The sequence below is a fragment of the Thalassospira sp. MCCC 1A03138 genome, assembly GCF_002115785.1.
Lineage (GTDB): Bacteria > Pseudomonadota > Alphaproteobacteria > Rhodospirillales > Thalassospiraceae > Thalassospira.
In genome coordinates this window covers 251743-277677 of record NZ_JFJY01000006.1, presented here as the reverse complement: position 1 = coordinate 277677, position 25935 = coordinate 251743, and the positions used below count along the sequence as shown (strand labels likewise).

Genomic DNA, 25935 nt, shown 5'->3' with positions numbered 1-25935 from the left:
CGGCAATACATCAGGATATATCTTACGGGGGCTTGCGGGTATCCCGTGATCGGATTATGCCATTTGGCATCATGAATGATCGTACAAAAACACCAAAGCAAGTGACGCATGGAGTAGGGGCCTTTTTATGGATCCTGGCACCCGTGGTGCTTGCCTTTTCGCTTAGCCAGTTTTTCCGTTCAGCACAGGCCTTGCTAGCCGAATCCCTTCGGGCGGAGCTTTCGACGTCGCCCGAGGAGCTAGGCCTTATATCGGGCAGTTTTCATTTTGCTTTCGCCCTGATGCAAATTCCCGTCGGTGTGATGCTGGACCGGTACGGTCCGCGTTTGACCAATGGGGTGATGATGATCATCACCGTTGCCGGTGTGCTGATTTTTGCCAATGCGCATAGTGTGGCCGGGTTGATGATCGGGCAGGCGGTGATTGGCCTTGGCTGTTCAGCGGCCTTCATGGCGGCATTGGTACTGGCATCGCGGTGGGTGGCTCCGGAAAAGTTTGCTGCGACCTCCGGGCTGATCGTGGCCTTCAGCCTGCTGGGTGTTCTGGCATCGGCAACACCCTTGGCGGCCCTGATCGAGCTGCGCGGCTGGCGCGACGTTTATTACGGGCTTGCCGTGCTCAGCGCGCTTTCGGTTATTCTGACATTCACCATGGTGCGCGACGCGCCGCCAAACCACAGTTTCCATTCCCGAAAGGGCGAAACCGTGGGTGAGGCATTGCGCGGCATGATCTCCGTCTGGAAAAACCGGCAGGTCTGGTTTCTGGTTGGTGTCGCCTTCTTCAGCTATCCGGCAATCCTGACGGTGCGCGGGCTTTGGGGCGGGCCGTACCTGCATGATGTTTTCCAGCTCGGGGCGGTGGATGTCGGTAACGTTCTTTTGGTGATGACAATCGGCATGATCATCGGACCGCCCGCCTATGGGCAGCTTTCGCGCCTGATGGGCGGTGCGGCACATCCCCTGATCGTCTTTGCCGTTCTGATTGCGGCTGTGCTGTGCCTGTTGCAGGCACTGCTGGGGACGACCGCCCTTTGGCTCGCCGCGGTCCTGATGGTCGCGCACGGGCTTCTGGGGAGCTGTGCAACGCTGAACTATGCCGCATCGCGCGCGGCTGTGCCCGAACATCTGATTGGCCGTGCCCTGACCACGGTCAATCTGGCGACCTTTGGCGGGCTGTTTGTCCTTCAGGGGATTGCCGGAGTGATCATCGGCCGGTTTGAGCCGGGCGCAACGGAAGGTTATCGTGTCATGTTTGCCTTCCTTGGTATCTGTCTTGCGATTGCCGGGGCGGCCTTCTGGATGGGCACGCGCAAGCGGGCGAATTGATTTCAAACGTTTTTGTGCCGGATGCCTTTGCGGTTGTCGTGGCGGGTATGCATTAGCATATATGTTGAACAGGGATATTGAAGGATCGGGCTATGATCCTTGCGGTTAAACAGGATGCTTGGATTTCCCGGCTTTTGGCGTGTTATCGCCCTATTTAAGGTGGGGGATTAAAAAAAACGTCACAGCGGCGAAAAACGCGCTTGACCTTACCCGACCCAATCGCTAAAAACCGGCCTCGTTAACGCGCTGCGTCCCCTTCGTCTAGAGGCCTAGGACACTGCCCTTTCACGGCGGCAACAGGGGTTCGAATCCCCTAGGGGACGCCACTCGTTAACACGGACTGCATTTTGGTGACTGTGTCCCCTTCGTCTAGAGGCCTAGGACACTGCCCTTTCACGGCGGCAACAGGGGTTCGAATCCCCTAGGGGACGCCACCAGAGCAGACCATACATAAGATCGCACCGCGATTTGCGTCCCCTTCGTCTAGAGGCCTAGGACACTGCCCTTTCACGGCGGCAACAGGGGTTCGAATCCCCTAGGGGACGCCATCTTCTTCCAAAAAAGATTATACTGATTGCAATGCTCGTTCGGTTCATGACGGGCATTTTTCGTTTTCAGCCAATCAAGCAACTGAAACGCTAAAACCTGAACCGGTGCTGGCGCGATGTTTTTTTGTGCAGGCGATACCGCCGTGTAAGGCTTTCGCGCAATTGTTCTGCCGTCGGGCGTGGGATTTGCGGGATCAGGCGGGCCGGGGGCAGGGTGCTTTCGCCATTATCCTCGATCAATTCGACGGGGGCTGTTTCCTCGGCTTCGCCAAACAGGTCGGCAGGGTCGGCTGTTTCGGCCGGGAAAAGATCGGCAACGCCAACACCCAGCAGACGATAACGCGTGCCATCGACTTCCTTTTTCAAAAGTGTCAGCGCGGTTTCAAGGATCAAATCCTCGCGTAATGTCGGGTAGGTCAGGCGCATGTTGCGCGTCCGCGTTTTGAAATCCGCTGATTTCAGTTTCAGGACAACGGTATGGCCCGCGATTTCCTTGCGTGCCAGATCACTCGCAACGCGCGCGGTCAGGCGTTTGGCGATATCGATCAGTTCATCGAGGTCGGAAATGTCTTCGTTAAAGGTTGTCTCCGATGACAGGCTTTTACGTTCGCTGCTTTGTTCGACCCGGCGATTGTCCTGCCCACGCGAAAAATGGAAGAACCGTTTGCCAATGCTGCCGTAACGGCCCTGCAGGGCATGTATATCAAGCTGTTGCATCTGTCCGATGGTTGTGACGCCATCGTCACGCAGCTTGCGCTCCATCGACGGTCCAACGCCCCACATCATGCGTACCGGCTTATCGGCAAGGAAGGATACGGCTTCTGCCGTGCCAATCATTGAAAAACCGAACGGTTTATTGAGGTCGGATGCGATCTTGGCCAGAAACTTGTTGTAGGAAAGCCCGATGGAAACCGTGATGCCGACTTCGCGCCTGATTTCCGCCTGAAGTTCGATCAGGCATTCGGCGGCTGTTTTACCATGCGCGCTTTGCGCGTTGGTCAGGTCAAGGAACGCCTCGTCAATTGAAAGCGGTTCAATATCCGGGGTGATGGCACGCATCATGTCACGTACCCGGTATCCTTCGTGCTGATACTTTGCCATATCGGGTTTCAGGAAAACGCCGTCGGGGCAAAGTTCGCGCGCCTTGAAGGCTGGCATGGCGGATCGCACACCGAATTTGCGCGCGACATAACAGCAGGTGGAAACCACCCCGCGATGCCCGCCGCCAATGATGACGGGCTGATCAATCAGTTCCGGTCGGTCACGCTTTTCGATTGATGCATAAAACGCATCGCAATCCAGGTGCCCGATGAAAAGTTCGGGCAGTTCGGCATGCGCGATCCCGCGTTTTCCGCCACATACCGGGCAGGGCACGTAGGCCCCTTCGCCGCTTTTGGCGAGCGGCCGGTCTGCATGGAAACGCCATTTGTGATGGCAATCGGGACAAAGCGCATAGATCATGCTTATTTGTACCGCTTTTGTTCCATTTGTGCCAAGCAAAGAAACGCGGCAAATCCCTGTCAGGTGACAGGATTTGTCAGGAGCAATAATCGGATTGGGGCGAGGTTAGCGTTTCTGTGCGGCGGCCGCACGTTTCGCGCGGCGCTGGCGGGCGATCATGTTATCGATATAGCGCCCCTGGAACAGGGTGATGCCCAATGACTGGCCGAATTTAATGGCGGTCGGGCTGTCACAACGGCACAGGATTACACGTTCCCGGCCAGAGTTTTTCACAAGATTGTCCATTTCGGAGTATTTCTTGCGAATGACGTTGTCTGTCATTTCCTCACGCCAGGCGACCTTGATGAAATCGGCCTTAAGGCTTTTGCGATCCACAAACGAAAGGGCTTCGACGGTCAGGTTATCGATCAAAACGCGATAGCCGCGTTCATGGAATTCGTCACGCAGCCGCAGATAGGTTTCGAGGTTTGAGAACAGATCGACCTGATTGAGCTCGATGATTACATTGCCCGGCCATTTTTTACGGACAACTTCATCGAACCGCTCGAAATCCTTGGATGTCAGTGTTTCCAGATTGAGGTTGATTGAGAACGAGCTGGCATGTGTCTTGAACGTCCGCTTGCACAGATAGTTCAGCATGCGTTTATCAAGCACTTCCGTCATGTGCTGAAACAGCCAGCGGTTGGACGCAAGGTCAATGTTGGGCATGATCGCGTTGCGCAAATCCGAGATCGAGACAAAGAATTCGTCAAAAACCGGATGCAGTTCCTTGGAGCCCGCGCGGGCAAATACGCAAACAGGTTGCTGGCGGATATGTTCGGAAAGATCGGCCGAATGAATGGTGTCTTCCAACTGGGCCAGATTTTCCGCATTGATCGGGCTCAGAACATTGGTTGGCTTCTGGGCCGGGCGCATATTGCTGCTTTGCTGCAGCTTTTTGGCGCGTTCATCAAGATGCTGGCACAGCAGCAGGAATTCCTGGAATTCCGTATTCAGATTGTACCATGTGCAGAATCCGGTTTCCTCGCTTTCGTCCTGCGAAAGCGGATCATCGCGGAACAGGTAGCGCAGCGTGTCAACTGCCGGTTCCACGTCGGCGATCGATTTGTCTTTCCAGATGAACAGAAGGTCATCGTTGCTTAGGACAAAGATACGGCCGACATAAAGCTTTACGTAGCTTTCAAAGGTATTGGTCGCGACCCGGATATGGTAATCACGCCGGTGAAATGGCTTGAGCCGGGACAAATGGATATGAACAGCGCGGTGCCCGAATTTGCGGGTTTCCAAGCGCTGGACATAATCAAGCATCAGGTATTCCTGAAGGGCCTGTTGGCCATATTGTTTTGGCTCAATCAATCTACTTCCCCGAAAGAGACAGGATTAATTCCTGATATTTTGAATTCATACAATGGTATGGGACGATCTATCAAACCATATTGTCCCTGAATGCCGCGTTAACAGGTGCGACAGTTATATAGTTTACTTTTACGAATTATATTTTGGACATGCCCTATTGCATAGTTTCTGACATTGGAAAATGCTTTTAACGAATTGTTCGCAGCCATCGGGCAGACTGGATCACCATCAGGGAAATGATGGGGCGGTGCGCGTTGGACTTGACGACAGCCTGGGAAACATGCTCCCTGAATTGTCTTTTAATAATAGGGGGTTGACACCATGAAGGTATCCGCAATGCGGACCGGGAACTGGCTGAAGATCGGCGGCAGAAGCCTTGCCGTTGTCGGCATGGTTTCATGGGTGTCTGGTTGTGCGCCACTGCTTGATCAGGATTTCTGGGACGAGGCGACTTCATTTACCGATGAAAATTATACAGCCAATGGTTTGCAGCAGCTTGCAACCGGTGATTATGCCTCTGCGGAAAAATTCTTTGACGAAGCATTACGCAAAAATCCCCAGGACGGGCATGCTCTTTTGTGGCGGTCGGTGATGTATCAAAACACCAACCGTGCCGATCGCGCACGGGATGGTTACGATACCCTTATCGCCATGAACCCGCCCGGAACGGTTCTGATGACAACGGCCAACGGCACGCAACCGCGCCCGTTGCGCGATGCGGCTGAATTCAACCTGATGCGTTTGCAGCGCGGTCTTCCGGGATCTCTTAGCATCAATGACCAGATTGCGACGGCTCCGGCCGGGTTGGGGACGGTAAATCAATCCGTCATGGCACCGTCGAATGCCATGGTCGCCCCCCCGATGGTCGCCAGCAATCAACCGCGTACGCGAAGTGCCGATATGCCTGCCGGTGCTGCATTGAGCACCGGTGACGAAGCCATCGCAAAGCGGTTTGCCATTCTGCGTGATTTACAGGCCGCTGGCCTTGTCACACCGGAGGAATTTTCAGCGCGCCGGTCTGCCAATCTGGGGGCATTGCTGCCCATGAGCCAGTCAGCACCGGCGGCATTTCTTGATAATCCGCCACCGGATAGCACGCAAATCGAGCAGCGCCTGAACCAGTTGAACCGTGCCCTTCAGATCGGGGCTATCACGGTGCAGGAACATGTCAATGAACGTACCGCTATTCTGGATGCGCTTTTACCGGCCCAACCGCGCCAGCGCGCAACCCCGCCGCCGGCGCCACAAGGCTTGATGGATGCCGCACGCCAGATTGCGCGTATCGAAGATTTTTCGCAGATGAAACTGGTGACGCCCGACGAATTCAAACGAGAGCGTGATGCAATCGAAGCCGCCATTGTCGAACCGGCAAAGGCCAATGTAACGACCTTAAGCGCGGGCGAGCCTGTTCGTCGTGTTGCCACCGGCGAAAGCCGTGCGGTTCAGTCGGGCGGCGAAATGGCAGCGGCCCCGACCATGGGGACGGCAAATCCGGTTGCTGCAACGGCCGGGGGCAAAAGCCTGCATCTGGCATCTTATCGCAATCAGGCACAGGCCGAACGCGGTTGGCAAATCCTGACGCAGCGTTATGCCCAGCTTGCACCGCTTCAGCACGGTGTCACGCAGGCAAACATTCCTGGCAAGGGGACCTATTTCCGTTTGATGGCGACCGGGCTTAGTGACAGTTCTGCCAGTTCAATCTGTGCTGAGCTTAAACGTCGCGGTCAGTTCTGCGAGGTCAAGTAACGGCGCTTTGCGCGCAACCTGACTGAAATCAGGCAGGTTTGCCGACGATCCGGATATCCGACATGATCCTGATTTTCAGCGATTTTGGCGTAATCGGCCCTTATAGTGGGGCGATGCGTGCGGTTGTTCATCGTAATGCCCCCGACATTACGGTTTGCGATCTTATGGTCGATGCGCCGGATCGCAATCCACGTGCATCAGCCTATCTTCTGGCCGCACTGTCGCGCGAATTTCAACCGGGCGATGTCGTGCTTTGCGTCGTTGATCCGGGTGTTGGCAGCCAGCGTCGCGGCATTGTTGTTGAATGCGACTGCGTTTTTTACGTCGGTCCCGACAACGGCTTGTTTGAAATACTGATTCGGCGGTCGAAAACATGCCGGGTGAGAGTGATCAACTGGCATCCCGAAAATGCGTCGGCAAGCTTTCACGGGCGCGATATTTTCGCCCCGGTGGCCTGCATGATTGCCAAGGGTGAACCAGTGGCACTTGGCGATATCGATGTCGGGTTGCGTTATGTCCCACCCCAGAGCTGGCCGGATGAGCTTTCAGAAATCATTTATATCGACAGCTATGGCAATCTGATGACCGGTCTTCTTGCCGCACCGGGGTGGCAGAACCGCAATCTGACGCTTTTGATCAACGGACAGTCTCTTTCGCCTGCCCGGACATTCTCCGATGTCGCGCTGGGGCAGGGCTTTCATTACCTAAATTCAATCGGACTTTGTGAGGTTGCCGTAAACTGTGGACGTGCCGATCAGGCGTTCGGGGCAGAGATCGGTACAGCGGTGTTTATCAAGCCGCAGAATTAGAACGCGGGTAATTTTCTTTTGCGAAATGAGTGTTATAAAGGGATTGATGCATTCGTCTGTCGCCGACGACAGCCACAGACATATGTGAAGGGCAGCGAATGGCAATTGATGTAAAGTTCTGGGGAGTCCGTGGGAGCATTGCCTGTCCTTCCCCCGACCATGTTGTTTATGGCGGCAATACCAGTTGTGTCGAAATGCGGATCGGTGATCATACCCTGATCTTTGACGCAGGAACAGGTATTCGCAATCTTGGCAAGGATCTGATCCGGCGCAAGGTAACCGAAGCCAGCATTTATCTGACGCATACCCACTGGGACCATATCAACGGGTTCCCGTTTTTTGTCCCGGCCTATAATCCTGCTGCGCGGTTTCACGTGCTGGCCGGACATTTGAAAGAACAGGGCGGGGTCGAGCGCGTGTTTTCGGCCCAGATGGCCGATCCAACCTTTCCGGTACCGCTTTCGGCCATGCAGTCAAAACTGACATTCGAAGATTTCACGGTCGGGACGGTTTTATACCCGGCCGATGGGATTACCGTTCGGACCGCGCCGTTGCGTCATCCCAACGGAGCGACGGCGTATCGTGTGGAGCATGGCGGCAAGTCTGTCTGTTATGTCACCGATACCGAACATATGCCGGGCCAACCTGACGAGGTGATTCTTGATTTCATCCGGAATGCTGATCTTGTGATTTATGACAGCACCTACACCGACGATGAATTCCCGGCCAAAGTTGGTTGGGGGCATTCGACCTGGCAGGAAGGAGTTCGGCTGTGTCAGGCGGCAAACGTCAAACGGCTTGCCCTGTTTCATCATGATCCCGATCACAATGATGTGGTAATGGCCGGGATCGAACAGCAGGCGCGCAGCCAATGGTCAAATGTCTTTGCCGCGCGCGATGAAATGGTCGTCGTTATCGAATAGGGTACCCGGCAGAACGCGCACCACCAACATCAGAATACGCGTGAATATTTTGGGAAAATACGAATTTCGATACGACGGTTGGCTTCGCGGTTTTCTTCGATCGGGTTGCCATCATCGCCGCGGTTTGGCAATTTCGGCTTGGTATCGCCATAGGAAATTGCCCGCATGCGGTCACTTTCCGGATCAACCCCGACCGCAGTTAAAAAGCGCACAACGGCAATGGATCGCCCGGCCGCCAGTTCCCAGTTCGACGGGAAACGTGGTGTGTTGATCGGGCTATCATCGGTATGACCGGTCACTTCGACCTGAAAGCCAAGATAACGGGGTTCTTTTAACAGGTCCCCAACATCTTTAAGGAACAGGACCGCATCCTGCTTTAAATTGGCCGATCCGGGATGGAAAAACGCACCGCCGCCAAGTTCCATCAGAATACCTTCGTCGTCGGTCGAAACATTGACGGCATTATCCATTGATGTGTTGAACACAACATCCTTCAGATCGGTTTCGAGAACCTGCGTCGGGCGGACGATCTCGCGTTTGCCAATCTGTTCGGCAATACCTGATTGTACCTTTTGGAAAAGCGGGATTTCGACCTTGGAAAAGCTGACCAGCATCACAAAGAACGCCATCAGAAGCGTGATCGCGTCGGCATAGGTGGCCATCCAGTCCTCATCGACCGGTTCGTCCTTGCGTTGTCCCATGGGTGATTTACGCCGGGCCATTATGGCCTCCTGTCTTCAAACGTATCGCTAGTCGCTATTTGGCGGACTTGTCGATATTGAAATGGATCGCCGGATCAAGGAACGAGTTCATCTTATCCTGTATGGCACGCGGTCCCTTGCGATCGGCCAGCATGATCAGGCCTTCGGCAATCAGATAATTGCGAAACCGCATGATTTCCTCGCGCTGCTGGATTTTGCTGGCGGCCGGCATGAAAAAGAACCGGGCGGCGACAATCCCGTAAAGGGTCGTGATCAGCGCAATCGCAAGACCGGCACCAAGCTGTGTCGGGTCGTCGGCCATTTTATCAAGCATGATGACAAGACCAACCAACGTTCCGATCATGCCAAATGCCGGTGCGGCACCCGCCATGTTTTTAAGGATGGATACCGGTACCAGATTGCGGCTGAACGCGTTTTCAATCGCGTTATGGAGCATTTCGGCGGTTTCGTCACCGTTATAACCGGTGATGACGACTTCCATTGCCCAGCCCAGAAATGGCTCGTCCTTGCCGACGCGCTGTGCTTCCTGTTCCAGCGCGTTGATGCCCTTTTTCTGAAGCAGATAGCCCCATTTGACAACACGGCCTACTTCGCCGGTCAATTGGCCCCGGCCCATCTGTGGTGCCCGAAAGATTTTGAAAATCAGCTTGAGCGCAAGCAGAACATAGCGTGCCTCATAGGCAATAAAAGTCGCTGCCAAGGTCCCGCCGATCACCATCAACGCACTCGACAGACTGATAAACACAAAGTAGTTGTCGGTCGAAATGAAGATGGAGCCGACAAAAAGCCCCAAACCGACCAGAATCCCCAAGATCGTCGTAAAAGACATTGTCTTTTATTTTCTCCAAGCGTGAGCCGCTCGAATACCCCCAACCCGATTAGAATTTTAAAGGTTTAACACCTTTTTTTTCAGAATAGACAAATTGCCGGTTATCGTCAGGTTAATTTTGATGTCAAGATTTTAGGCAGGCCCATATTTTTCGAAAATTTGTGACATTAATTCAATTTTGGATTTTGCCGGGGAATTGCAATACACCAAAAAACAAGCCCCGCATCACCAGATAATGTTGCGGGGCACAAAATGCAGTTCTGGAAAATTTTAGGATCAAGCCGACCGGATACTGATCAGGAAACTATCGACCTCTCGGCGAAGTTCTGTTGAAAGTTGTCCCAGTTCTTCAGCCACATTCAGGACCTGGTGGGCGGCCTGATCGGTTTCGGCCACCGTATCGCTGACGCGTTCGATATTGCTGCTGACTTCCTGTGTGCCAATCGCGGCCTGTTCGACATTCTGTGCGATTTCCCCGGTGGCATCGGCCTGTTCACGAACTGCATCGGAAATTGTGTTTGTGATGTCGGTAATCCGCGAAATAACGTTGGAAATGTCGTCCATTGACTGGACCGTTTTGCCGGTTTCTTCCTGGATGGCCAAAATCTGTTCGGAAATTTCGCTGGTTGCGCGTGCTGTCTGATTGGCAAGGTTTTTGACCTCTGCGGCAACAACGGCAAAGCCTTTACCTGCTTCGCCTGCGCGGGCGGCCTCGATAGTCGCGTTAAGCGCCAGAAGGTTGGTTTGGCCAGCAATGTCGCTGATCAGCTCGACAATCTCGCCAATGCGGCCTGCGGCCTCTGAAAGGCCGGCGACGGTTTTGCTGGAAACTTCGGCTTCGCGCGATGCTTCGGCGGTGATTTCAGTTGAATGATGGGCCTGATCACCAATCTGGGTGATCGAATGCGACAGGTTTTCGGCGGCGTCCGCCACGGTGCGGACATTGACGGTGGCTTCTTCGGAGGCGGCAGCGACGGTTGTGGCACTTTTGCTTGCCAGATCGGCAGCACTGACCAGTGCGCGGGCCGTACTTTGCATACGGTCGGCCGATGTGGCAACCGAACCGACGATATTGGCAATAACCCCTTCGAAGCCGCCAATATGTTTTTCAAGCATCTGCATGCGTTCTTCGCGTTTGCGCGATGCCGCTTCCTGTTCGGCTTCCATGCGTTTTTTGGCGATTGCATTGGTGCGGAATACATCAACCGACTGCGCCATACGACCGATTTCATCCTTGCGCTCAAGATCGTGGATGGTCAGGTCAGTTTTGCCATCGGCAAGTTCGGTCATCACCGAACCCAGCTTGCTAAGCGGTTCGGTAACGATTTTCGACAGCAGCAACCGCATGCCAAAGATGGTTGCAAGTGCAATGACGATGCCGCCAATCACAATACCGATCAGGATCTGATTGGTTTTTGCCTGTTCGGGGGCAACCGAAAGACTTGATGACAGAACCGCAATCACGTCGCCCTTTTCGGCTTCCATTGCGCCATGGCAGCTAAAGCAAACCTCGCGATCAGCACCTTTGGTCACACCAAGAACAATTGGCATCGACAGGCGATAGGTACCTTCGTCGGTATAACGTCCAATGGTTTGACCGGTTTCAATGGCTTCCTGATCAATCGCATCGCGCGGCGTTTTCAGGTCCTTGTCGCCATATTCCTTCATATAGGCCAGCGTGGTAGGGCCCCATGCCGACCATAATTCGCCGGGATAATCCAGATTTCGGCTTTCAAACCAGTTGTTGAAAACATCAATACCGATGTCATCAGAGTCATCAGGACGGGCGGCCATCACATTTACAATCAGCGCATGAAGCGATGTCAGTTCATTCTGGCTTAGCTGATTAAGCTTGGCATCCATTGCCTTTTCTTCGGCAAACATCATCATGGCAAGTGCGATGATCACGGTGGAAGTAACGCCGAAGGCCGACGCCCACATAAAGCGTTTGCGAATGCCCATGGCATTGAAAGCCGATAACAACTTCATCACTGATCCCCGAATGGATTATGCAAATGCACGTGAACGGACCATCAATGATCCACTGATAGTCCGTATCAAACTGTCCCGAATGCAGCATCGGACCATGCGGGATACAGGTCTTTGATTTGTCTCAAGTCGGATGGCAAAATGCCCGGATCATTCGGATAGGTAAGGGCGCGCCGGTATAGTTCGCGGGGGCGAAAACTTGTCATCTGGTAACTTGCAGGGCATAAGGCGCGTGGTTATCGTATCAGAACAGGAAACATCATGAGCATTTCATTCTCGGACGCGCAGAAAAAGCTCGAACAGATCACAGCCGAAATGCTGGAGCTGATCCGAAAATATGGTCTGGATGCTGAAAGTCCGTTTGATGTGATCCCGGTTGCACGCACCAAAATCGACAATCAGCAGGACTATATCCGGTTTCTGGAGCTGTCGATCGAAGGTCGTATCTACGGCGAATATGCCGATGCGCTGCAAAAGAAGTTTGATGAAGAAGCGCGTCAGGCCGAAGCCCAGAAAAAGACGCACTGAACCGAGCTGGCTATTCGCCGGTTGGCGTCTTTTTTCTGTCTGATAGCAGTTTGTTCTGATTGCATTTTTTTCGATTAAGGCGAGGTGTCACAAAATATTCCCGATCTTGTCACCGTCCTGCCGTTGAGAGGCGGCCTTTAGGGGATTATATCGCTGCTTGACGATGCGCTGGCAAAGCCGGGCGTCGTTATTCCGAAGGGAATTGTCATTCGGAACATCACGAGCAACAGGATGGCTGACATGAACAAAAGTTATGTCCAGACCTTGATGGAAGTCGAAAAAGTATTTGGTCAGATCAATGACCATGATTACCGCCTTTATCGCGCAGTATGGGGTAACCGGCAGGCCGCCGGGACCGGTTTGCCGCGCGGCACACGTGCTGAAATCAGCAAGAAACTTGCAAATGACTTTGTCGCGGCAAACAACGCCGTAATGCATCGAAACACGGTGCACGCGGCCTAGCTGCCATTGCGGGCCGCAAACCCGATTTGCTGCCAGTATTCGGGAACGCTTGATTTTAAACCGCCATCTGGTGTTAAAGATGGCGGTTTTGTTTTTCAGGTTAACCTCGGCCGGAGTTCTCCCATGTCGATCAAGTCGCTGATCCGTACCATTCCCGATTACCCGAAAAAGGGGATCATGTTTCGCGATATTACGACCCTGTTTGCCGAGGCAGATGGTTTGCGTGATGTGGTCGACGGTTTTGCCGCCGAATTCCAGGATAAAAAGATCGACGTGATTGCCGGCATCGAGGCGCGCGGCTTTATCATTGGTCCGGCCGTGGCGGTCGCCCTTGGTGTCGGTTTTGTTCCTATCCGCAAACGCGGCAAACTTCCTGCTGAAACCATCGAAGTCGAATATGAACTTGAATACGGCTCGGACGTGATCGAAATGCACACCGATGCAATCAAGCCCGGACAGCGTGTTCTGGTGATGGATGACCTGATTGCGACGGGTGGCACGGCTCTTGCCGCGATTGATCTGATCAAAAAGGCAGGTGGCGAAGTTGCCGGTTGTGCCTTTATTATCGATCTTCCTGATATTGGCGGGGCACAAAAAATCCGTGATCGCGGTGTCGATGTCTTCCATCTGGTCGAATTTGACGGCGACTAATGCCTCAAAACAGCTCGATAACCACTGAAAATGACGATTCTTGTCTCTTTTGAGCCGTAATTGGGATACAATCTTACGGTTGAATATTTCTGTAATATGTTCAGGTTTCGGCTGGAGAGAGGAAAATGGTCGCACCTGCCGTCAATAACCAGTCCATAAGCCAGGTCAGCCAGTATGGCCGACTTGCGGCTGCTGGTGCGCGCGGTGTGGCGACGGTTGACCGCAATAGCCAGATTCAGGCCCCCAGCGAACATTACACTTATGACCCCGATAATGACGGTATCCTGTTCAATGCCTATATCGACGGCAAAGGTAAACAGCAATCCGGACAGGGAAGTGCAGGTGATCAGAAAGACCAGCGCGCCGAACAAAGCCGTCTGTCGGCAGCTCGTCGGGCAAGCGACCGCGAAGGTGCGATTTCACCCGAAAGCGATATCGATTTCGCAAGCCTTCTTGATCCGGAAATTCCATTCGATCTAAGCGCGAACAGCGGAACATCATTCTATGCGGTGGTTAATGCTGTTGTGCATGGTGCGGGTATTCGTGGCACACGGGTTGATGCTTTGATCTGACAGCTTGCCGGATTTCCTTGAAAAGTGAATACATTCCGTTCCGGTCCTTGTTGTCGTGCCCAAGCGGCATTATGATCCTGATCCGCCATGCGTTTCGTTTGCTGGGTCAGATATGCAGAACAAGCCGGTCCTTAATTCCGTATTCGAAGCCGTTTTTCGCCTGATTGATCATGCGTTAAACGACAATGAATATCTGCAACCGCAAAAGCTTCATCGTTTGCTGTATCTGGCGCAGGCCTATTACGGGGCCAATTATCACGGCCGCATGTTGATGCCCGCTGTTTTCATCGCAGATGATATTGGTCCGATTGAACCGAACGTCTACGCCGTCATGGAAGAAAGTCGTCCGGATGTGCGACTTAAATCGGTTGATCCCAAAACGCAGCATTTTATAGAAAGTATCTGGTCGCAGTTTGGTCACCACTCTGTCGAACATCTTAGCGAAACCGTGCGCAATCATCCGCCTTATCTTGATGCATACAAACAGGGCAGGGGGACATTGATCCCGTTTCAGGTGATGGTGGATTTCTATGCCTCGGTCCGCAAAAGTGCCACCACGCCCGAGGCAAAGGAAGTCGTCCGCCCGCGTGTCATGCGTTCGCATAAGGGCAAACCGGTTGCGACCACCGATTGGTTGCCCCGTCGAATCAAATAATTTTCGATAATTGTCTGGCGATAATTGTGTGGCGCTATTGACCGATCTGAATGTCTTCGCACGGATCGGCACGTGGCAGATCATTGGTGAACCACATGAAATCCGCCACACTTTCTGATCCCATCCGAAGCGCATAATCACGCACACCAGGAAGGTCTTCACCCGGGTCATCTGCCTCGACCAGAATGACAACTGCAATGTCGTTATCGTCGATATCAGGTGCATAACGCCGCAGATGGTAGGGTACCGCAATGTCATCACGCACATGCATCGCACCGGCAATCAGGAATGCGCCATCCGGGCTAATGGTTTTGTTGACGTCAATCATTGCGCGCGCAAGTGACGCATCGCGGGCAAACTGCACAAGCGAAAAGGCAGGTAATTGCGATTTGGGCAACATGTTGCAATGACCGTCTGCAATTTCCTGATCAAATCGTGCCGCAATATCGTCGGGTAGTGCCGGCAGGGAGAGCTTTTGCGCAAGCTCGGTCGGCAGGGCGCTGATACCTTCGTTGATCATGGGCCGCAGGACATCCCGGGGCAGGTTGCCGGCTGCCATCTGCAGCCCGTTTTCCCGGGCTGCCTCGGCAATCGGGGCATAGTCGTGCCAGGAAGGCCAGCCGCTTTCACCCCAATTCATTTCACTGCCGAGTTCATCGGGGGATACAGTCTGCCACGCCTGATCAAGGCTTTCCTGCTGGTCGCGATCAAACATTTCCCAGACAACCGCACGCTTGGTGTCTTCACGTTTACTTAGCGCGCGGACCAGTTGTGCCTGATGATGATGATGGATCGGATTGTCGTGTTTTTCCCCGATCAGGATAAAACGCGTCCCGGCAAGATGCGAAACCAAGTCGTCAAACATGATATAGCGCTGCTCGGCCATATCGAAAATCAGTCCCGGTGCCGGGGGCAGGGAATTGGCATCGGGAATATCACGAATGCCTGCCGGTTGGCTTGACGTGCGGGCTTGCGCCTGCGCCGAACGAACCGGAAATTCCGTCGCCGCGATCATTGCTGTAATAGCAAGACACAGCGAAAGTGATTGTTTGAAACAAGATCGTGTGCGGGCACGAAACACAGTTTTCATCACGCGTGGAATTTCCAGTCCGTTGATTGGCCGATTTTCATTCCGCCTTTATTTACTCAAATCCAGGGCGGTTTCAATATCATGGATCAAATCGTGGGCATCTTCGATACCGACGGACAAACGCAACAGATCATCGGGCACAGGGCTTGTTGGGCCTTCGACCGATGATCTGTGTTCAATCAGACTTTCGACCCCGCCAAGTGACGTCGCGCGTTTAAACAGTTTGCACTGATTGTGGAAATCCACGGCCCGTTTGCCGCCGCCCTTGACCCGGATCGACATCATGCCGCCAAATCCGCCGGTCATCTGACGCTTGGCAATGTCATGGCCGATATGGCTTTCAAGGCCGGGATACTGGACCTGCGCGATTTCAGGGTGGTTTTCGAAATGGCGGGCGATTGCCATGGCATTGGCACTGGCCCGTTCGACCCGGATTGACAGGGTACGCATACCACGCAAAAGCAGCCATGCTTCGAACACGCCCAGAACACCGCCGCCGCCTGCATGCTGTTTGCAAACCCTTTGCCAGAATTCGCTGTCCTTGTTTGCAGTGGTAAGTGTACCGGCCAGAACGTCGCTATGTCCGTTAAGATACTTGGTTGCCGAATGCATGACGATATCTGCACCCAGTTCAATCGGGCGGGTCAAAAGCGGTGTGGCAACCGTATTGTCAACTGCAACAATCGCCCCGGCCTTGTGCGCGGCATCGGCAACGGCGGCGATATCGGTGATCTGCCAGTCCGGGTTGGCGGGTGTTTCCAGCCAGACCATTCTGGTTTTGCCCGGCTGGATATGTTTTACCCATTGGGCCGTGTCGCCATTATCAACAAAGTCAAATGTCAGTCCGGCACGTACGCCGCTATCGAGCATGAAGCTGCGCAGCGCCCAGTACATCACCTTTGGCGCGACCACATGATCGCCTGGTGATAACGCATGCAGCAAGGCAACGGCTGCTGCCATACCCGATGCGAAAAGCCGCGTCTGTGCGCCACCTTCGAGCGCGTCAAGAACCGCACAGGCCTGATCATAGGTCGGGTTGTCGGTCCGGGTATAGCATCGGCCATCGTGATAGCTAAGATCGGCATTGCGTTCGAACGTGGTCGAGGGATAGATCGGCGGGGTAACCGAACGGGTGGTTTCCTCGACCCAGCCCAGTGCCTGGGCCGTGATGGTTGCAGGTTGCTGTTTCTTGTTATCGGCAGACATGGTGGCACCTGATTTTGTTGTCATTTATTGCCACGCAACATAACGTGGAACGCGCGACATCCCAAAACGAAAACAAAAGAACGACCCATTCAAATGCCCCACACAATGAACGCCCCCAAAATTGACCTTCCCGAACAATGCGATGTCGTCGTCATCGGCGGCGGGATTCACGGTTCTTCCAGTGCCTATTACCTTGCCAAGGCGGGTATGAAGGTTGTCCTTCTGGAAAAGGATACCATTGCCTCGCATCAGTCCGGTCGTGCCTGGGGCTTTGTGCGCCAGCAGGGCCGCGATCCGGTTGAATTGCCCCTGATGATCGAATGCAACCGCATCTGGCAGGGGCTTGAAAAGGAACTGGACGCTGATCTGGAATGGCGGCAGGGCGGGGTGATGTTTGTTGCCCGCGATGATGCGGAAATGGCCGAATTTGAACAATGGATCGAAGACGCCAAAGGATTTGATATCGAAACGCAGGTCCTTGATCCCAAGGGGGTGGCCCGGATCGCACCGGGCATTACGCGCCCCGGTGTCGGCGGGATTTATACGCCCTCTGACGGGCAGGCGGAGCCCAAGAAAGCCGCCCCTGCCATCGCAAAACGTGCCGGTGAACTTGGTGCGGTCATCGCCGAGGGCTGCGGTGCCATTGGCATTGAAACGAGCGGCGGCGCAATCAGTTCGGTGATATCCGAACGTGGCGAGATCAAATGCAAATATGTTATCTGTGCTGCTGGTGCCGCGACGCATAAATTCGTTGCCAAATTCGGACGCCGTCTGCCGCAACAAACCACGCGTGGTACGGTGATCCGTACAACTCCGGTGCCGGATATTTCGGCCGCCGGAACGCTGGCATCCGGCCTTGCGTTTCGTCAGCGCGCCGATGGTTCGATGAATATAGCCGACGAGTTTATGACCGATCTGGATTTGACATTGGGCCGGTTCAAATATGCCCGCGATTTTGCGCCGGGCCTGTTTGCCAACTGGGCGACCTTCAAATTCCATCTGAACAGGCGGTTTGTTGATGATCTGGTCGATCGCCTGCCGGGTTCGGCGGCATCAAAGCAGCCCTTGATCGGTCGCCGGGAAAATCAGGCACAGCCATACGAAGTGCGGGTGAAGAACGCGATGGCCAATTTGCAAAAGGTCTTTCCGCAAATCAAACAGGTGGGTGTTGTCGACAAGTGGGCTGGCGATATCGACGTGACCCCCGATGCGGTGCCGGTGATCGATCAGTTCGACAATCCAAAACATTTCTTTGTCGCCACCGGTTTTTCCGGCCACGGATTTGCCATGGGGCCGGTGGTCGGCAAGGTGCTGGCGGACTGGATCACAACCGGGCAGCCGTCCATCACCCTTGCCGGGATGGAGCTTTCGCGGTTTGAGGATGGCACCATCCGCAAACCGCGCACGCGGGTCTGATTTTGTCTGGATGAGGAATAATCTGGCGTCGGGATCGTTTTCAAACGGTCTTGACGCAGGGTACCTCTCATGCAATTAAATGTTATATTATAACGTAACATTTAATTTGAGGTTCATGATGAAATTTGCATCGGTCGTCGGTGTTGGTCTGGCTCTTTTCGGTGCGGCACAAATCGCCAATGCGCATGGCGTCTGGGTTGCCCAGCGCTGGGATGAATATGGAATTATCTATGGCCATGGGGCCGAGGATAATGACTATGATCCGGCCAAAATCAAATCGGTCACGGTCCTGACCGAGGATGGCAAGGCCAGCGAAGGCAAGGTCGAGGCCCGCGATACCCACGCCATGATCGTGCCGGATGAGGATGCGGCCATTGTCCTGATCGATTTCGATAACGGTTTTTACACCGAGGGACCGGACGGCAAATGGGTCAATCAGCCCAAATCAGCCGTCGAGGGGGCAAAACAGGCGGGCCGTTATCTGAAGCATTCGGTTTCACTGCTGCATATTCATGGCGATATCCCGGCCTTGCCAGCACAGGCATTGCAGATCGTGCCGCTATCCAACCCGACCGAACTTGAAGCGGGTGACGATTTCAAGGTCCGGGTCCTTTATGATGGCAAGCCCCTGCCGGGCGTTGCGATCATTCCCGATTATGTCAATCTGGCCGAAACCCTGATTGGCGAAACCGATCAGGATGGCGTTGCCTATATCACCGTGCGAAATGACGGGCTGAATGTGATTGCGGTCAAACATTCTGTGTCGCTTGAAAACAATGCGGATGCGGACCTGATCCAGCATTTCGCAACCCTGTCATTCACCGCAGGGGGCGAGCACAGCCACTAATCAATTCCCATAGCCGAAAACGCGTTTGCAGTTCTCCCAAACATTGTGATCGCGCTTTGCGGCTAACGAAGACCGGCAACGATCTGCACGTTGCCGGTCTTCACCTTTTTACCGGGCTGCTTCCGTTTCGTTATCCGCGTTTATCGGATGGCTGATTTTGCCGGGAAAGAAGCGTGTTGCCCCAACTGGGGCTGCAATGAAATCATCGTCGGCAATGCTGGCATCCTTGCGCGCCGATGCCAGCCGCAATGGCGGTTCGTCAACCGGTTCCGCGGTCAGGACGAACGTGCCCCAATGAATGGCAAGCGCCTGTTTGACGCCCATCACCTGCATGATCTGAACGGCTTCTTCGGGGTTGGTGTGGGCATGACGCATGAAATCGCTGGGCTCGTAAGCTCCGATCGGGATCAGGCCAAAATCTATCCCGCCATATCGTTCGCCCATTTCGGCAAACAGCCGTTCGTTCCAGCCGGTGTCACCGACGAAATAGAAACGATAGCCGTCGGCGAATTCAAGGATATACCCGCCCCACAGCATTTCCTTGCGGTCCTTGGTGGTTCGCGCTGACCAGTGATTGCTGGGCACATGAGTGATTTTCAAATCCCCGTGCGAAAGGCTTTGATCCCAGTCGAGTTCTTCGTACTGGTCGGGGGAGATTCCTGCCTTTTCCAGAAGAGTTCCGTTTTTCAGCGGCAGGATATAGCGCGGGCCATTGCCAATCTTTCCAAGGCTTTCGATATCGAAATGGTCGTAATGATTGTGCGATAGCAGTACCAGATCAAGATCTGGCAACTGATCGATCCGCAATCCCGGTTGGCTGTATCGTTTGGGGCCGACATAACGGAACGGCGATGCCCGTTTGGCAAAGACCGGATCGGTCAGGATATTGAGCCCGCCATATTGCACCAGAGCCGTCGCATGGCCGATCCATGTGACTTGCAGGCGTACCGGATCGGGATTGTGGATCGCGTTCATATCCGGGGCCTCGCTCGGGATTTTGCCGTGCTGGTGTTTGGCTTTTGGCCAGTTTTCAGAGCCGAAATAACGCCGCTTTAGGAAGCGCCAGAATGATCTTTTGCCGGTTTCCGGCAGGGGATAGCGATTTTCAAATCCGGATTCTGTGTGGTGCGTTGGGCGTTTTTCGTCAGTCACGCGGTCAAATCCCCTGATCGGCTGATTGTTGTTTTCGATCTTATGAATGTGTCGCGGATCGGGAATTGTGCAAGTGCGGGCAGGGCAATGGAAAAGGCCGGAACCGCGTTTGGTTCCGGCCTTCGTCCCGGTCAGTCTATTCGATCACGGTCACGTAGCTATCAAGTGCCGGAGTGGTTTCGATAATGCCCTGATCCTTGAGATAATCAGCAAAGCGGGCATAACGGGTGCGGTCAACGGCTGCAGGACGGAGCGCAAAGCGCGGCAGGGTATCGGCCCATGCCTTGATGTTAAGTTCGTCATCAAGGTTTGGATAGGCTGCGATAAAGGCCTGCCAGCTGTCATCGGGATGGTTCACCAGATACTGCACGCCTTCTTCAAGGGCGGCCAGCATGCGCGCAAAGCGCGGATCATCGGTTTTGTCGTTACGCACCGTCAGGATCAGCTCGTCATAGGGCGGAACGCCTTCTTCCTCGACATAGAAAGCCTTGCCCGGCTTGCCTTCGATTTCCATCTGGTTAAGTTCGAAATTGCGATAGCCGCCAATGATCGCGTCGACCTGTCCGGAATACAGCGATGGCGAGAGCGAGAAATTGACATTCACCAGCTCGACATCATCAATCGAAACCCCGTATTTGCCGAGCATCGTGCCGAGCAGGGCATCTTCAAAACCGGCAAGCGAATAGCCGATTTTCTTGCCCTTCAGATCTGCGATTTCCTTGATCGGGCCGTCTTTCAGAACGATCAGGCTGTTGAGCGGGGTCGCGACCAGCGTGCCGATCCGGGTCAGTGGCAGGCCTTCGGCGGCCTGTACGTGAAGCTGCGGCTGATAATTCACGGCAACGTCACCCTGGCCGGCGGCAACAAGACGCGGCGGGGCGGACGGATCGGCCGGTTCGATCAGCTCGACATCCAGATCATGCTTGGCAAAAAAGCCCTTTTCCTTGGCGACGATCAGCGGTGCGTGATCGGGATTAACAAACCAGTCGAGAAGAATGGTGAGCTTGTCTGCGGCAAAAGCCGGGCTGGTCATTCCCATCGCAACCGCGCCAATCGTGGCTGCGGTGATCATGGATTTCAGGCGTGACATGGATGAACCTCCTATCGGATATCGGATATATTTGTGATGTTCTGCCCCGCAATCTTTCGCGGGGAATTCGGTTTATTTTGCCGGTTTCAGGCTGTCGGGTTGCCAGGGCAAAGCCGCACGTAGCGCCCGGTCGACAAGGAAATATTGCGTGATTGAAAAGGCGCACAGGATCAGAAGGCAGGCAAAGACCATATCGATCTGAACCCGGGCATTGGCATGCAGCATCAGATAGCCAAGCCCGTGACTTGACCCGACCCATTCGCCGATCACCGCCCCGATGGGGGCAACCGCGGTTGCGACCCGAAAGCCCGAGGCAAATGAAGGCAGTGCGGCGGGCAGGCGCACATGGGTCAGCAACCGCCAGCGGCTGGCACCCATGGTGCGGGCAAGGTCAAGAAAGCCCGGTTCGGTGCGCGATAACCCGTCAAAAAACGCGACCGTGACGGGGAAGAAAATGATCAAAGCCGCCATCGCGATTTTTGAGCCCAGACCAAAGCCCAGCCATAATACCAGAAGCGGTGCCAGCGCAAAAAACGGGATCGCCTGCGACACGAGCAGGATCGGCATCAGCCAGAACCGCACGGGTGCAAAAAGCGCCATCGGAAGGGCCGCCAAGGCGCCCAGTGCCGCCCCGGCAAAAAGCCCGATCACGGTTTCGGCAATCGTGTATCTGGCATGGTCAAGCAACACGTCATGACGCTTGATCAGGGTCAGCCAGACTTCATAGGGGGCGGGCAGCATATATTTCGGCGCGCCGGTCACGGTCACGACAATCTGCCATGTCGCGATCAGGGCGGCGATGATGATGATCGGGCGGGCGAGTTTCAGCAGACGCCGTTCGGTAAACGGGGTGCGGGATGTCTTCGTCATGCCGTTCCCTCCGCCCGGTTGAGTTCCTCGGCGGTGGCGCCAAGCTGACGGAGGAGTTCGGCCTGATGGCGGAGTATTTCCGGATCGGTGATATCACGCGGGATGCTACCCGCCGGAAGCATGGCGTCGCTCAGGACCGCCGGGGTGCCGCGCAGGACATGAACCCGGTCGCCAATCCGAAGCGCTTCGAGCGGATCATGGGTGACCAGCAAAACCGTTTTGCCGCGCAATACCCGTGCGGCGAGGTCCTGAAGGCGCATGCGGTTAAGCGAATCAAGGGCGGAAAACGGTTCGTCCATCAGGACAACCGGGCGATCTTCCATCAGGGTGCGGGCAAGGGCGGCACGCTGCTTCATGCCGCCGGAAAGTTCGGCCGGGCGCAGGTGGGCGGCATCCGATAGCCCGACCTTGGCAATCAGCGCATCGGCGCGTGCAAGATCGGGGCGCTCATTGCGAAGCACCGCGCCCAGAACGACATTTTCCCGCACACTGCGCCACGGTAGAAGCAAATCCTGCTGCGCCATATAGGCAACCCGGCCCAAAAGCGGCCTGCCATCCGAGCAGGCAATATCCCCGCCAGCCTCGCCATCGACCAAGCCTGCGAGGTAACGCAGCAATGTGCTTTTGCCGACACCAGATGGACCCAGCAGACAGGTGATGCTGCTGGCGGGCAGGGTCAGATCAAGATCATGGAAAATATCGTCGCCGTTAAAGGCCACCCGACCACCGTGCAGATGAATATCAAACGGCGTTGTGTTGCCCGGCATGACGGGGTGATTTGGGGATGTTGCCGGTTTCGGCACTGGTTCAGTCTTGCGCATGCGATCCTTCCTACGCCGGTCTTAACCGGTTCAGGTTCAAAGGGTCGTCCGGCAACACCGAACCTCTCAGCCGATTTACGATCGGCCCCCCTGGAGATGACGGGACTATGCGCAGATCATGGCGGGACGTCAAGCATTGGAAAAAGTTCTTGATTTGTTCTTTTGTTTGTGGCATAAAGATAAAGTCAACGGGAGAAATGCACCCGGACAGAAACCCGCAAGGCCTTGTGCCTCGCGGGTTTTTGCGTTTGGGGCTGGATCAAAGAGGGGGGGGCAGGATGCTGCGGCAAGGATTGAGGCAGGGCGGCGGGGTACTCCGCAGGATATGGGGCGGCGGATGGTGGAGCCATTACGGCGGTATTCCGCGCCAGTTCTAATACGCTTTTAACACGCTTGTTTGTCATGACGGGAGAGGTGCGTCTTGTCGGGGAACGGACCCCGGATTTGCCGGAAGCGGCAGCAATGGCAGCAGTGACGGCATCGGATTATGGCTCGTCGGTGGTGGACAGGTTGGGGGCCGTACGCCCGAAATCCGTCTGCTGGTGAAAATGGCGGCAGCCCGAGGTGGGTCTGGACGCCGGGGTGGCAGGTTGCCGCCGTCGCCGGAAGATGATCGAAGTGGGCAGCGAGCCCCTGGACCGTCTGCTGGCGAAAGCCCGAGGTGCGTCTAGGCGGCAGAGAGCCCGATGATTGTCCGTCGGCGACGGTTGCTGGAGGCCCGAGTTTTGTTCCGGCATCGGTGGTCGGTGGTCATGGCATCGTCGAAAGAGCCCGAAATGGGCAGCGAGCCTTTGGGCCGTCTGTGGACCGTCTGTGGACCATCGGTTGGCGGGGCTGGCGGCGGCCCGAGGTGTGTCTGAATGTCGGGGGAGCAGGTTGTCGCCGTGGCCGGAGCGGGTCACGAGCCGTTGGGGGTTCCGTGGGGTGTGAGTTGGCGAGGTTGCTGGAGGCCCGAGATTTGTCCGGGCTTCGGTGGTCATGCCATTGGCGGAGGTAGTTGGAGCGGGCAGCGAGGCTGAGGGCGTTTGCGGATCGTCTGTTGGGGAGGATGGCGGGGGCTTTAGGTTTGTCCGGGCTTCTTGATCATGGGGGTGCCGAAAGGGGCAGGAGTAGGCGGCGAGGCTTTGGGGTGTCTGGTGGCTGGTGGAAGCCCGAGGTTTGTCCAGCGTTGCCAGAAGTCCCGCATCACTGGAAGTCGCCGTGGAGGATTTGCCGGAAGAGGCACCGGAAGAGACAGCAGTGCCAGCATCGGGCCATGCCCCGTCGATGATGGACAGGTGAGGGCCGTGACCCGAAAGCTGTCTGCTGGAGGGGCTTGCGAAAGCCCGGGATTTGTTCGGGCTTTCTGGTTGCGGGAGGTCCGGTTTGCGGCTGTGTGTTTTGCTGTTGCATCCGTCCGGATTTCGTTTGGAGCGGCATCACCACACCGGATCGGCCGTTCGGAGTTTGCCCGCCGGGTGATCCCAGCCATGTGCGACGCCGTCGATGGTGGCCGGGAAACGAACGCGCCGGGCCTTGCCCCAGTTTGTGGTTTCGATATGCGGGGAGATATCGTTTTCGGTTTCGGGGGCGATGGTTTGGGGTCGGGTGGATTGGGCGGTCTGGCAAAGCAGATGGGCGGTGCGGGCCAGCGAGTGGCGGGCGGTGGTGATCTGGCCGGTCTGGCTGCGGAGCAAAAGGGCGTGGATGGTGCTTGCCGCCATCAGATAGCCGGTGGCGTGGTCAAGGGCCTGAACGGGAAGGGGCACTGGTTTTGGTGCGTTGGCCTGTTTCATGCCGAAATCGGCGATGCCGCAGCTCATTTGCACGAGGCTGTCAAAACCGCGCCGTTTGGCCCACGGGCCGGTCCAGCCATAGGCGCAGAGGGTGACATCAATCAGGCCGGGATTGATCCGGCGAAGTCGGGCTGCGTCATAGCCAAGACCGGGCAGGGCATCGGGGCGATAGCCGTGCAGCAGGATATCAGCACCTGCCAGAAGGCTTTCAAATGTTTGGCGATCCTCGGCACGTTTGAGGTCAAGCCCGGCACAGCGTTTGCCAAGGGTGATTTCGGGGATTACCGCGCCCTCGTCCCAATGGGGCGGGTCGATGCGCAGGACATCCGCGCCATAGGCGGCGAGAAATCGCCCTGCGACCGGACCGGCCAGAACGCGGGTCAGGTCAAGCACGCGGATCCCGGCCAAGGGGCGATCCGACCGGATAACGTGGCGGGATTTTGGGGTGATACCGTGATGCTGCCAGCCGATCAGCGGTTCGGCCGAAATCGCAACCCCTTGCTGGTGGGATTGCCAGTCACCCAGGCTTCGCATGGTGGCCGCACAGCCGCCCGCGGCAATGATTGCGGTTTCGAGGTCATCGGCCTTCCATCTGGCGACAATCGGGGCGAGGGCTTCGCGGTCGGTGTAATCGCCCAGAACCGACAGGGCGGCAGCGCGGTGATGCGGGGCGTTGGTGTGAAGCCGTATCCAGCCATCAGCGGTTTGATAGTCACCGGCAATCGCATCCCACACCGGCGGCAATTCCCAGCCCATCGGGCGGATCGTCATATCAAACCATTTTGACGCCAGCCGTTGATCAATGGTGACGTCTGCCAGATCGCCAGTCGCCAAACCGCGATAGCGGGAAATCATGGCGGATGCGATGCCCATCGAGGCCGAAGCAAGATCAGTGACGGCAAAGAAGGATGGCAGGGCGTCCGTGCCGGTGATTTTGATATCGGGCAGGGCGTTTGTTGCGCCCGGAAGATCAGGGGCGGCGTTAAGGGCATCGGTAATCGGGGCGATGAACGGGTTGGGCTTGTTGGTCATGGCGGTCATGCTGGTGGCTCCTTTTTCCGCATCGGTGGCGCGGGAGGGGTTGATCACCCA

At 55.5% G+C, this 25935-nt stretch carries 23 protein-coding genes, 3 tRNA genes and 1 riboswitch; of the genes, 14 read left to right on the top strand and 12 right to left on the bottom strand.

From position 1 onward, the window contains the following. The first annotated feature begins 143 nt into the window (after positions 1-143). From TH468_RS14325 to TH468_RS14310, 4 genes are all read left to right on the top strand, one after another. The gene (locus tag TH468_RS14325) at positions 144-1325 is read left to right on the top strand and encodes an MFS transporter (protein ID WP_246832343.1); all 1182 of its coding nucleotides are present in this window, start codon (positions 144-146) and stop codon (positions 1323-1325) included. 250 nt (positions 1326-1575) lie between these two features. Further along, positions 1576-1651 (top strand) — tRNA-Glu (locus tag TH468_RS14320). A gap of 32 nt (positions 1652-1683) precedes the next feature. Continuing rightward, a tRNA-Glu gene (locus tag TH468_RS14315) sits at positions 1684-1759 on the top strand. A gap of 38 nt (positions 1760-1797) precedes the next feature. Beyond that, positions 1798-1873 (top strand) — tRNA-Glu (locus tag TH468_RS14310). 90 nt (positions 1874-1963) lie between these two features. Here the strand turns inward: TH468_RS14310 and TH468_RS14305 are convergent. Both TH468_RS14305 and TH468_RS14300 read right to left on the bottom strand, forming a co-directional pair. Then, positions 1964-3334: a DNA polymerase IV gene (locus TH468_RS14305; RefSeq protein WP_085645180.1), complete on the bottom strand. Its 1371-nt coding sequence runs from the start codon at positions 3332-3334 to the stop codon at positions 1964-1966. 105 nt (positions 3335-3439) lie between these two features. Then, entirely contained in the window at positions 3440-4690 is a 1251-nt protein-coding gene (locus TH468_RS14300; protein ID WP_085645178.1) for an EAL domain-containing protein, read from the bottom strand. A 321-nt stretch (positions 4691-5011) separates the two neighbouring features. On the opposite strand from TH468_RS14300, the gene TH468_RS14295 reads away from it, so the two are divergent. The 3 genes from TH468_RS14295 to TH468_RS14285 all read left to right on the top strand — a co-directional run bounded on the left by TH468_RS14295 (position 5012) and on the right by TH468_RS14285 (position 8168). After that, positions 5012-6436, top strand: coding sequence for a tetratricopeptide repeat protein (locus tag TH468_RS14295; RefSeq protein WP_085645176.1), 1425 nt, complete (start codon positions 5012-5014; stop codon positions 6434-6436). 62 nt (positions 6437-6498) lie between these two features. After that, positions 6499-7245, top strand: coding sequence for an S-adenosyl-l-methionine hydroxide adenosyltransferase family protein (locus TH468_RS14290; protein WP_085645174.1), 747 nt, complete (start codon positions 6499-6501; stop codon positions 7243-7245). A gap of 98 nt (positions 7246-7343) precedes the next feature. Then, positions 7344-8168: an MBL fold metallo-hydrolase gene (locus tag TH468_RS14285; protein ID WP_085645172.1), complete on the top strand. Its 825-nt coding sequence runs from the start codon at positions 7344-7346 to the stop codon at positions 8166-8168. 29 nt (positions 8169-8197) lie between these two features. Here the strand turns inward: TH468_RS14285 and TH468_RS14280 are convergent, their stop codons facing one another. The 3 genes from TH468_RS14280 to TH468_RS14270 all read right to left on the bottom strand — a co-directional run bounded on the left by TH468_RS14280 (position 8198) and on the right by TH468_RS14270 (position 11708). Next, the gene (locus TH468_RS14280; protein ID WP_085645170.1) at positions 8198-8890 is read right to left on the bottom strand and encodes a flagellar motor protein MotB; all 693 of its coding nucleotides are present in this window, start codon (positions 8888-8890) and stop codon (positions 8198-8200) included. A 34-nt stretch (positions 8891-8924) separates the two neighbouring features. Next, positions 8925-9719 (bottom strand): motility protein A, encoded by a 795-nt coding sequence (locus TH468_RS14275; protein WP_085645168.1) that lies wholly within the window; start codon positions 9717-9719, stop codon positions 8925-8927. Between the two features lie 276 nt (positions 9720-9995). Further along, the gene (locus TH468_RS14270; RefSeq protein WP_246832342.1) at positions 9996-11708 is read right to left on the bottom strand and encodes a methyl-accepting chemotaxis protein; all 1713 of its coding nucleotides are present in this window, start codon (positions 11706-11708) and stop codon (positions 9996-9998) included. Between the two features lie 261 nt (positions 11709-11969). On the opposite strand from TH468_RS14270, the gene TH468_RS14265 reads away from it, so the two are divergent. The 5 genes from TH468_RS14265 to TH468_RS14245 all read left to right on the top strand — a co-directional run bounded on the left by TH468_RS14265 (position 11970) and on the right by TH468_RS14245 (position 14576). Then, positions 11970-12236, top strand: a complete 267-nt coding sequence (locus tag TH468_RS14265; protein WP_085645166.1) for a hypothetical protein — start codon at positions 11970-11972, stop codon at positions 12234-12236. 240 nt (positions 12237-12476) lie between these two features. Further along, positions 12477-12698 carry a hypothetical protein gene (locus TH468_RS14260; RefSeq protein ID WP_085645337.1) on the top strand — a complete coding sequence of 74 codons (222 nt, stop codon included), beginning with the start codon at positions 12477-12479 and terminating at the stop codon, positions 12696-12698. 123 nt (positions 12699-12821) lie between these two features. Further along, positions 12822-13349: an adenine phosphoribosyltransferase gene (locus tag TH468_RS14255; RefSeq protein ID WP_085645164.1), complete on the top strand. Its 528-nt coding sequence runs from the start codon at positions 12822-12824 to the stop codon at positions 13347-13349. Between the two features lie 125 nt (positions 13350-13474). Then, entirely contained in the window at positions 13475-13921 is a 447-nt protein-coding gene (locus tag TH468_RS14250) for a hypothetical protein (protein ID WP_085645162.1), read from the top strand. 112 nt (positions 13922-14033) lie between these two features. Next, positions 14034-14576, top strand: a complete 543-nt coding sequence (locus TH468_RS14245) for a Panacea domain-containing protein (protein ID WP_085645335.1) — start codon at positions 14034-14036, stop codon at positions 14574-14576. 34 nt (positions 14577-14610) lie between these two features. Here TH468_RS14245 and TH468_RS14240 read toward each other — a convergent pair whose 3' ends face one another. Beyond that, positions 14611-15666, bottom strand: a complete 1056-nt coding sequence (locus TH468_RS14240) for a ChaN family lipoprotein (RefSeq protein WP_085645160.1) — start codon at positions 15664-15666, stop codon at positions 14611-14613. Positions 15667-15714: 48 nt separating this feature from the next. After that, on the bottom strand, positions 15715-16896 hold the full coding sequence (locus TH468_RS14235; RefSeq protein WP_085645158.1) for a PLP-dependent aspartate aminotransferase family protein: 1182 nt from the start codon (positions 16894-16896) through the stop codon (positions 15715-15717). 69 nt (positions 16897-16965) lie between these two features. Here TH468_RS14235 and TH468_RS14230 point away from each other — a divergent pair, with 69 nt between their 5' ends. Beyond that, positions 16966-18288, top strand: a complete 1323-nt coding sequence (locus TH468_RS14230) for an FAD-binding oxidoreductase (protein ID WP_085645156.1) — start codon at positions 16966-16968, stop codon at positions 18286-18288. A 118-nt stretch (positions 18289-18406) separates the two neighbouring features. Then, positions 18407-19135, top strand: a complete 729-nt coding sequence (locus TH468_RS14225) for a DUF4198 domain-containing protein (RefSeq protein WP_210402252.1) — start codon at positions 18407-18409, stop codon at positions 19133-19135. A gap of 108 nt (positions 19136-19243) precedes the next feature. Here TH468_RS14225 and TH468_RS14220 read toward each other — a convergent pair whose 3' ends face one another. The 5 genes from TH468_RS14220 to TH468_RS14200 all read right to left on the bottom strand — a co-directional run bounded on the left by TH468_RS14220 (position 19244) and on the right by TH468_RS14200 (position 25884). Beyond that, positions 19244-20287 carry an MBL fold metallo-hydrolase gene (locus TH468_RS14220; RefSeq protein WP_085645152.1) on the bottom strand — a complete coding sequence of 348 codons (1044 nt, stop codon included), beginning with the start codon at positions 20285-20287 and terminating at the stop codon, positions 19244-19246. Between the two features lie 136 nt (positions 20288-20423). After that, positions 20424-21377, bottom strand: a complete 954-nt coding sequence (locus TH468_RS14215) for an ABC transporter substrate-binding protein (RefSeq protein ID WP_085645150.1) — start codon at positions 21375-21377, stop codon at positions 20424-20426. 72 nt (positions 21378-21449) lie between these two features. Next, on the bottom strand, positions 21450-22247 hold the full coding sequence (locus TH468_RS14210; protein WP_085645148.1) for an ABC transporter permease: 798 nt from the start codon (positions 22245-22247) through the stop codon (positions 21450-21452). Next, positions 22244-23068, bottom strand: a complete 825-nt coding sequence (locus TH468_RS14205; protein WP_210402251.1) for an ABC transporter ATP-binding protein — start codon at positions 23066-23068, stop codon at positions 22244-22246. Before TH468_RS14205 ends, TH468_RS14210 begins: the two co-directional genes overlap by 4 nt. After that, positions 23059-23170: riboswitch (TPP riboswitch) on the bottom strand. Its footprint overlaps the gene before it by 10 nt. A gap of 1316 nt (positions 23171-24486) precedes the next feature. Continuing rightward, positions 24487-25884, bottom strand: a complete 1398-nt coding sequence (locus tag TH468_RS14200) for a CoA transferase (RefSeq protein WP_085645330.1) — start codon at positions 25882-25884, stop codon at positions 24487-24489. Positions 25885-25935 lie beyond the last annotated feature (51 nt).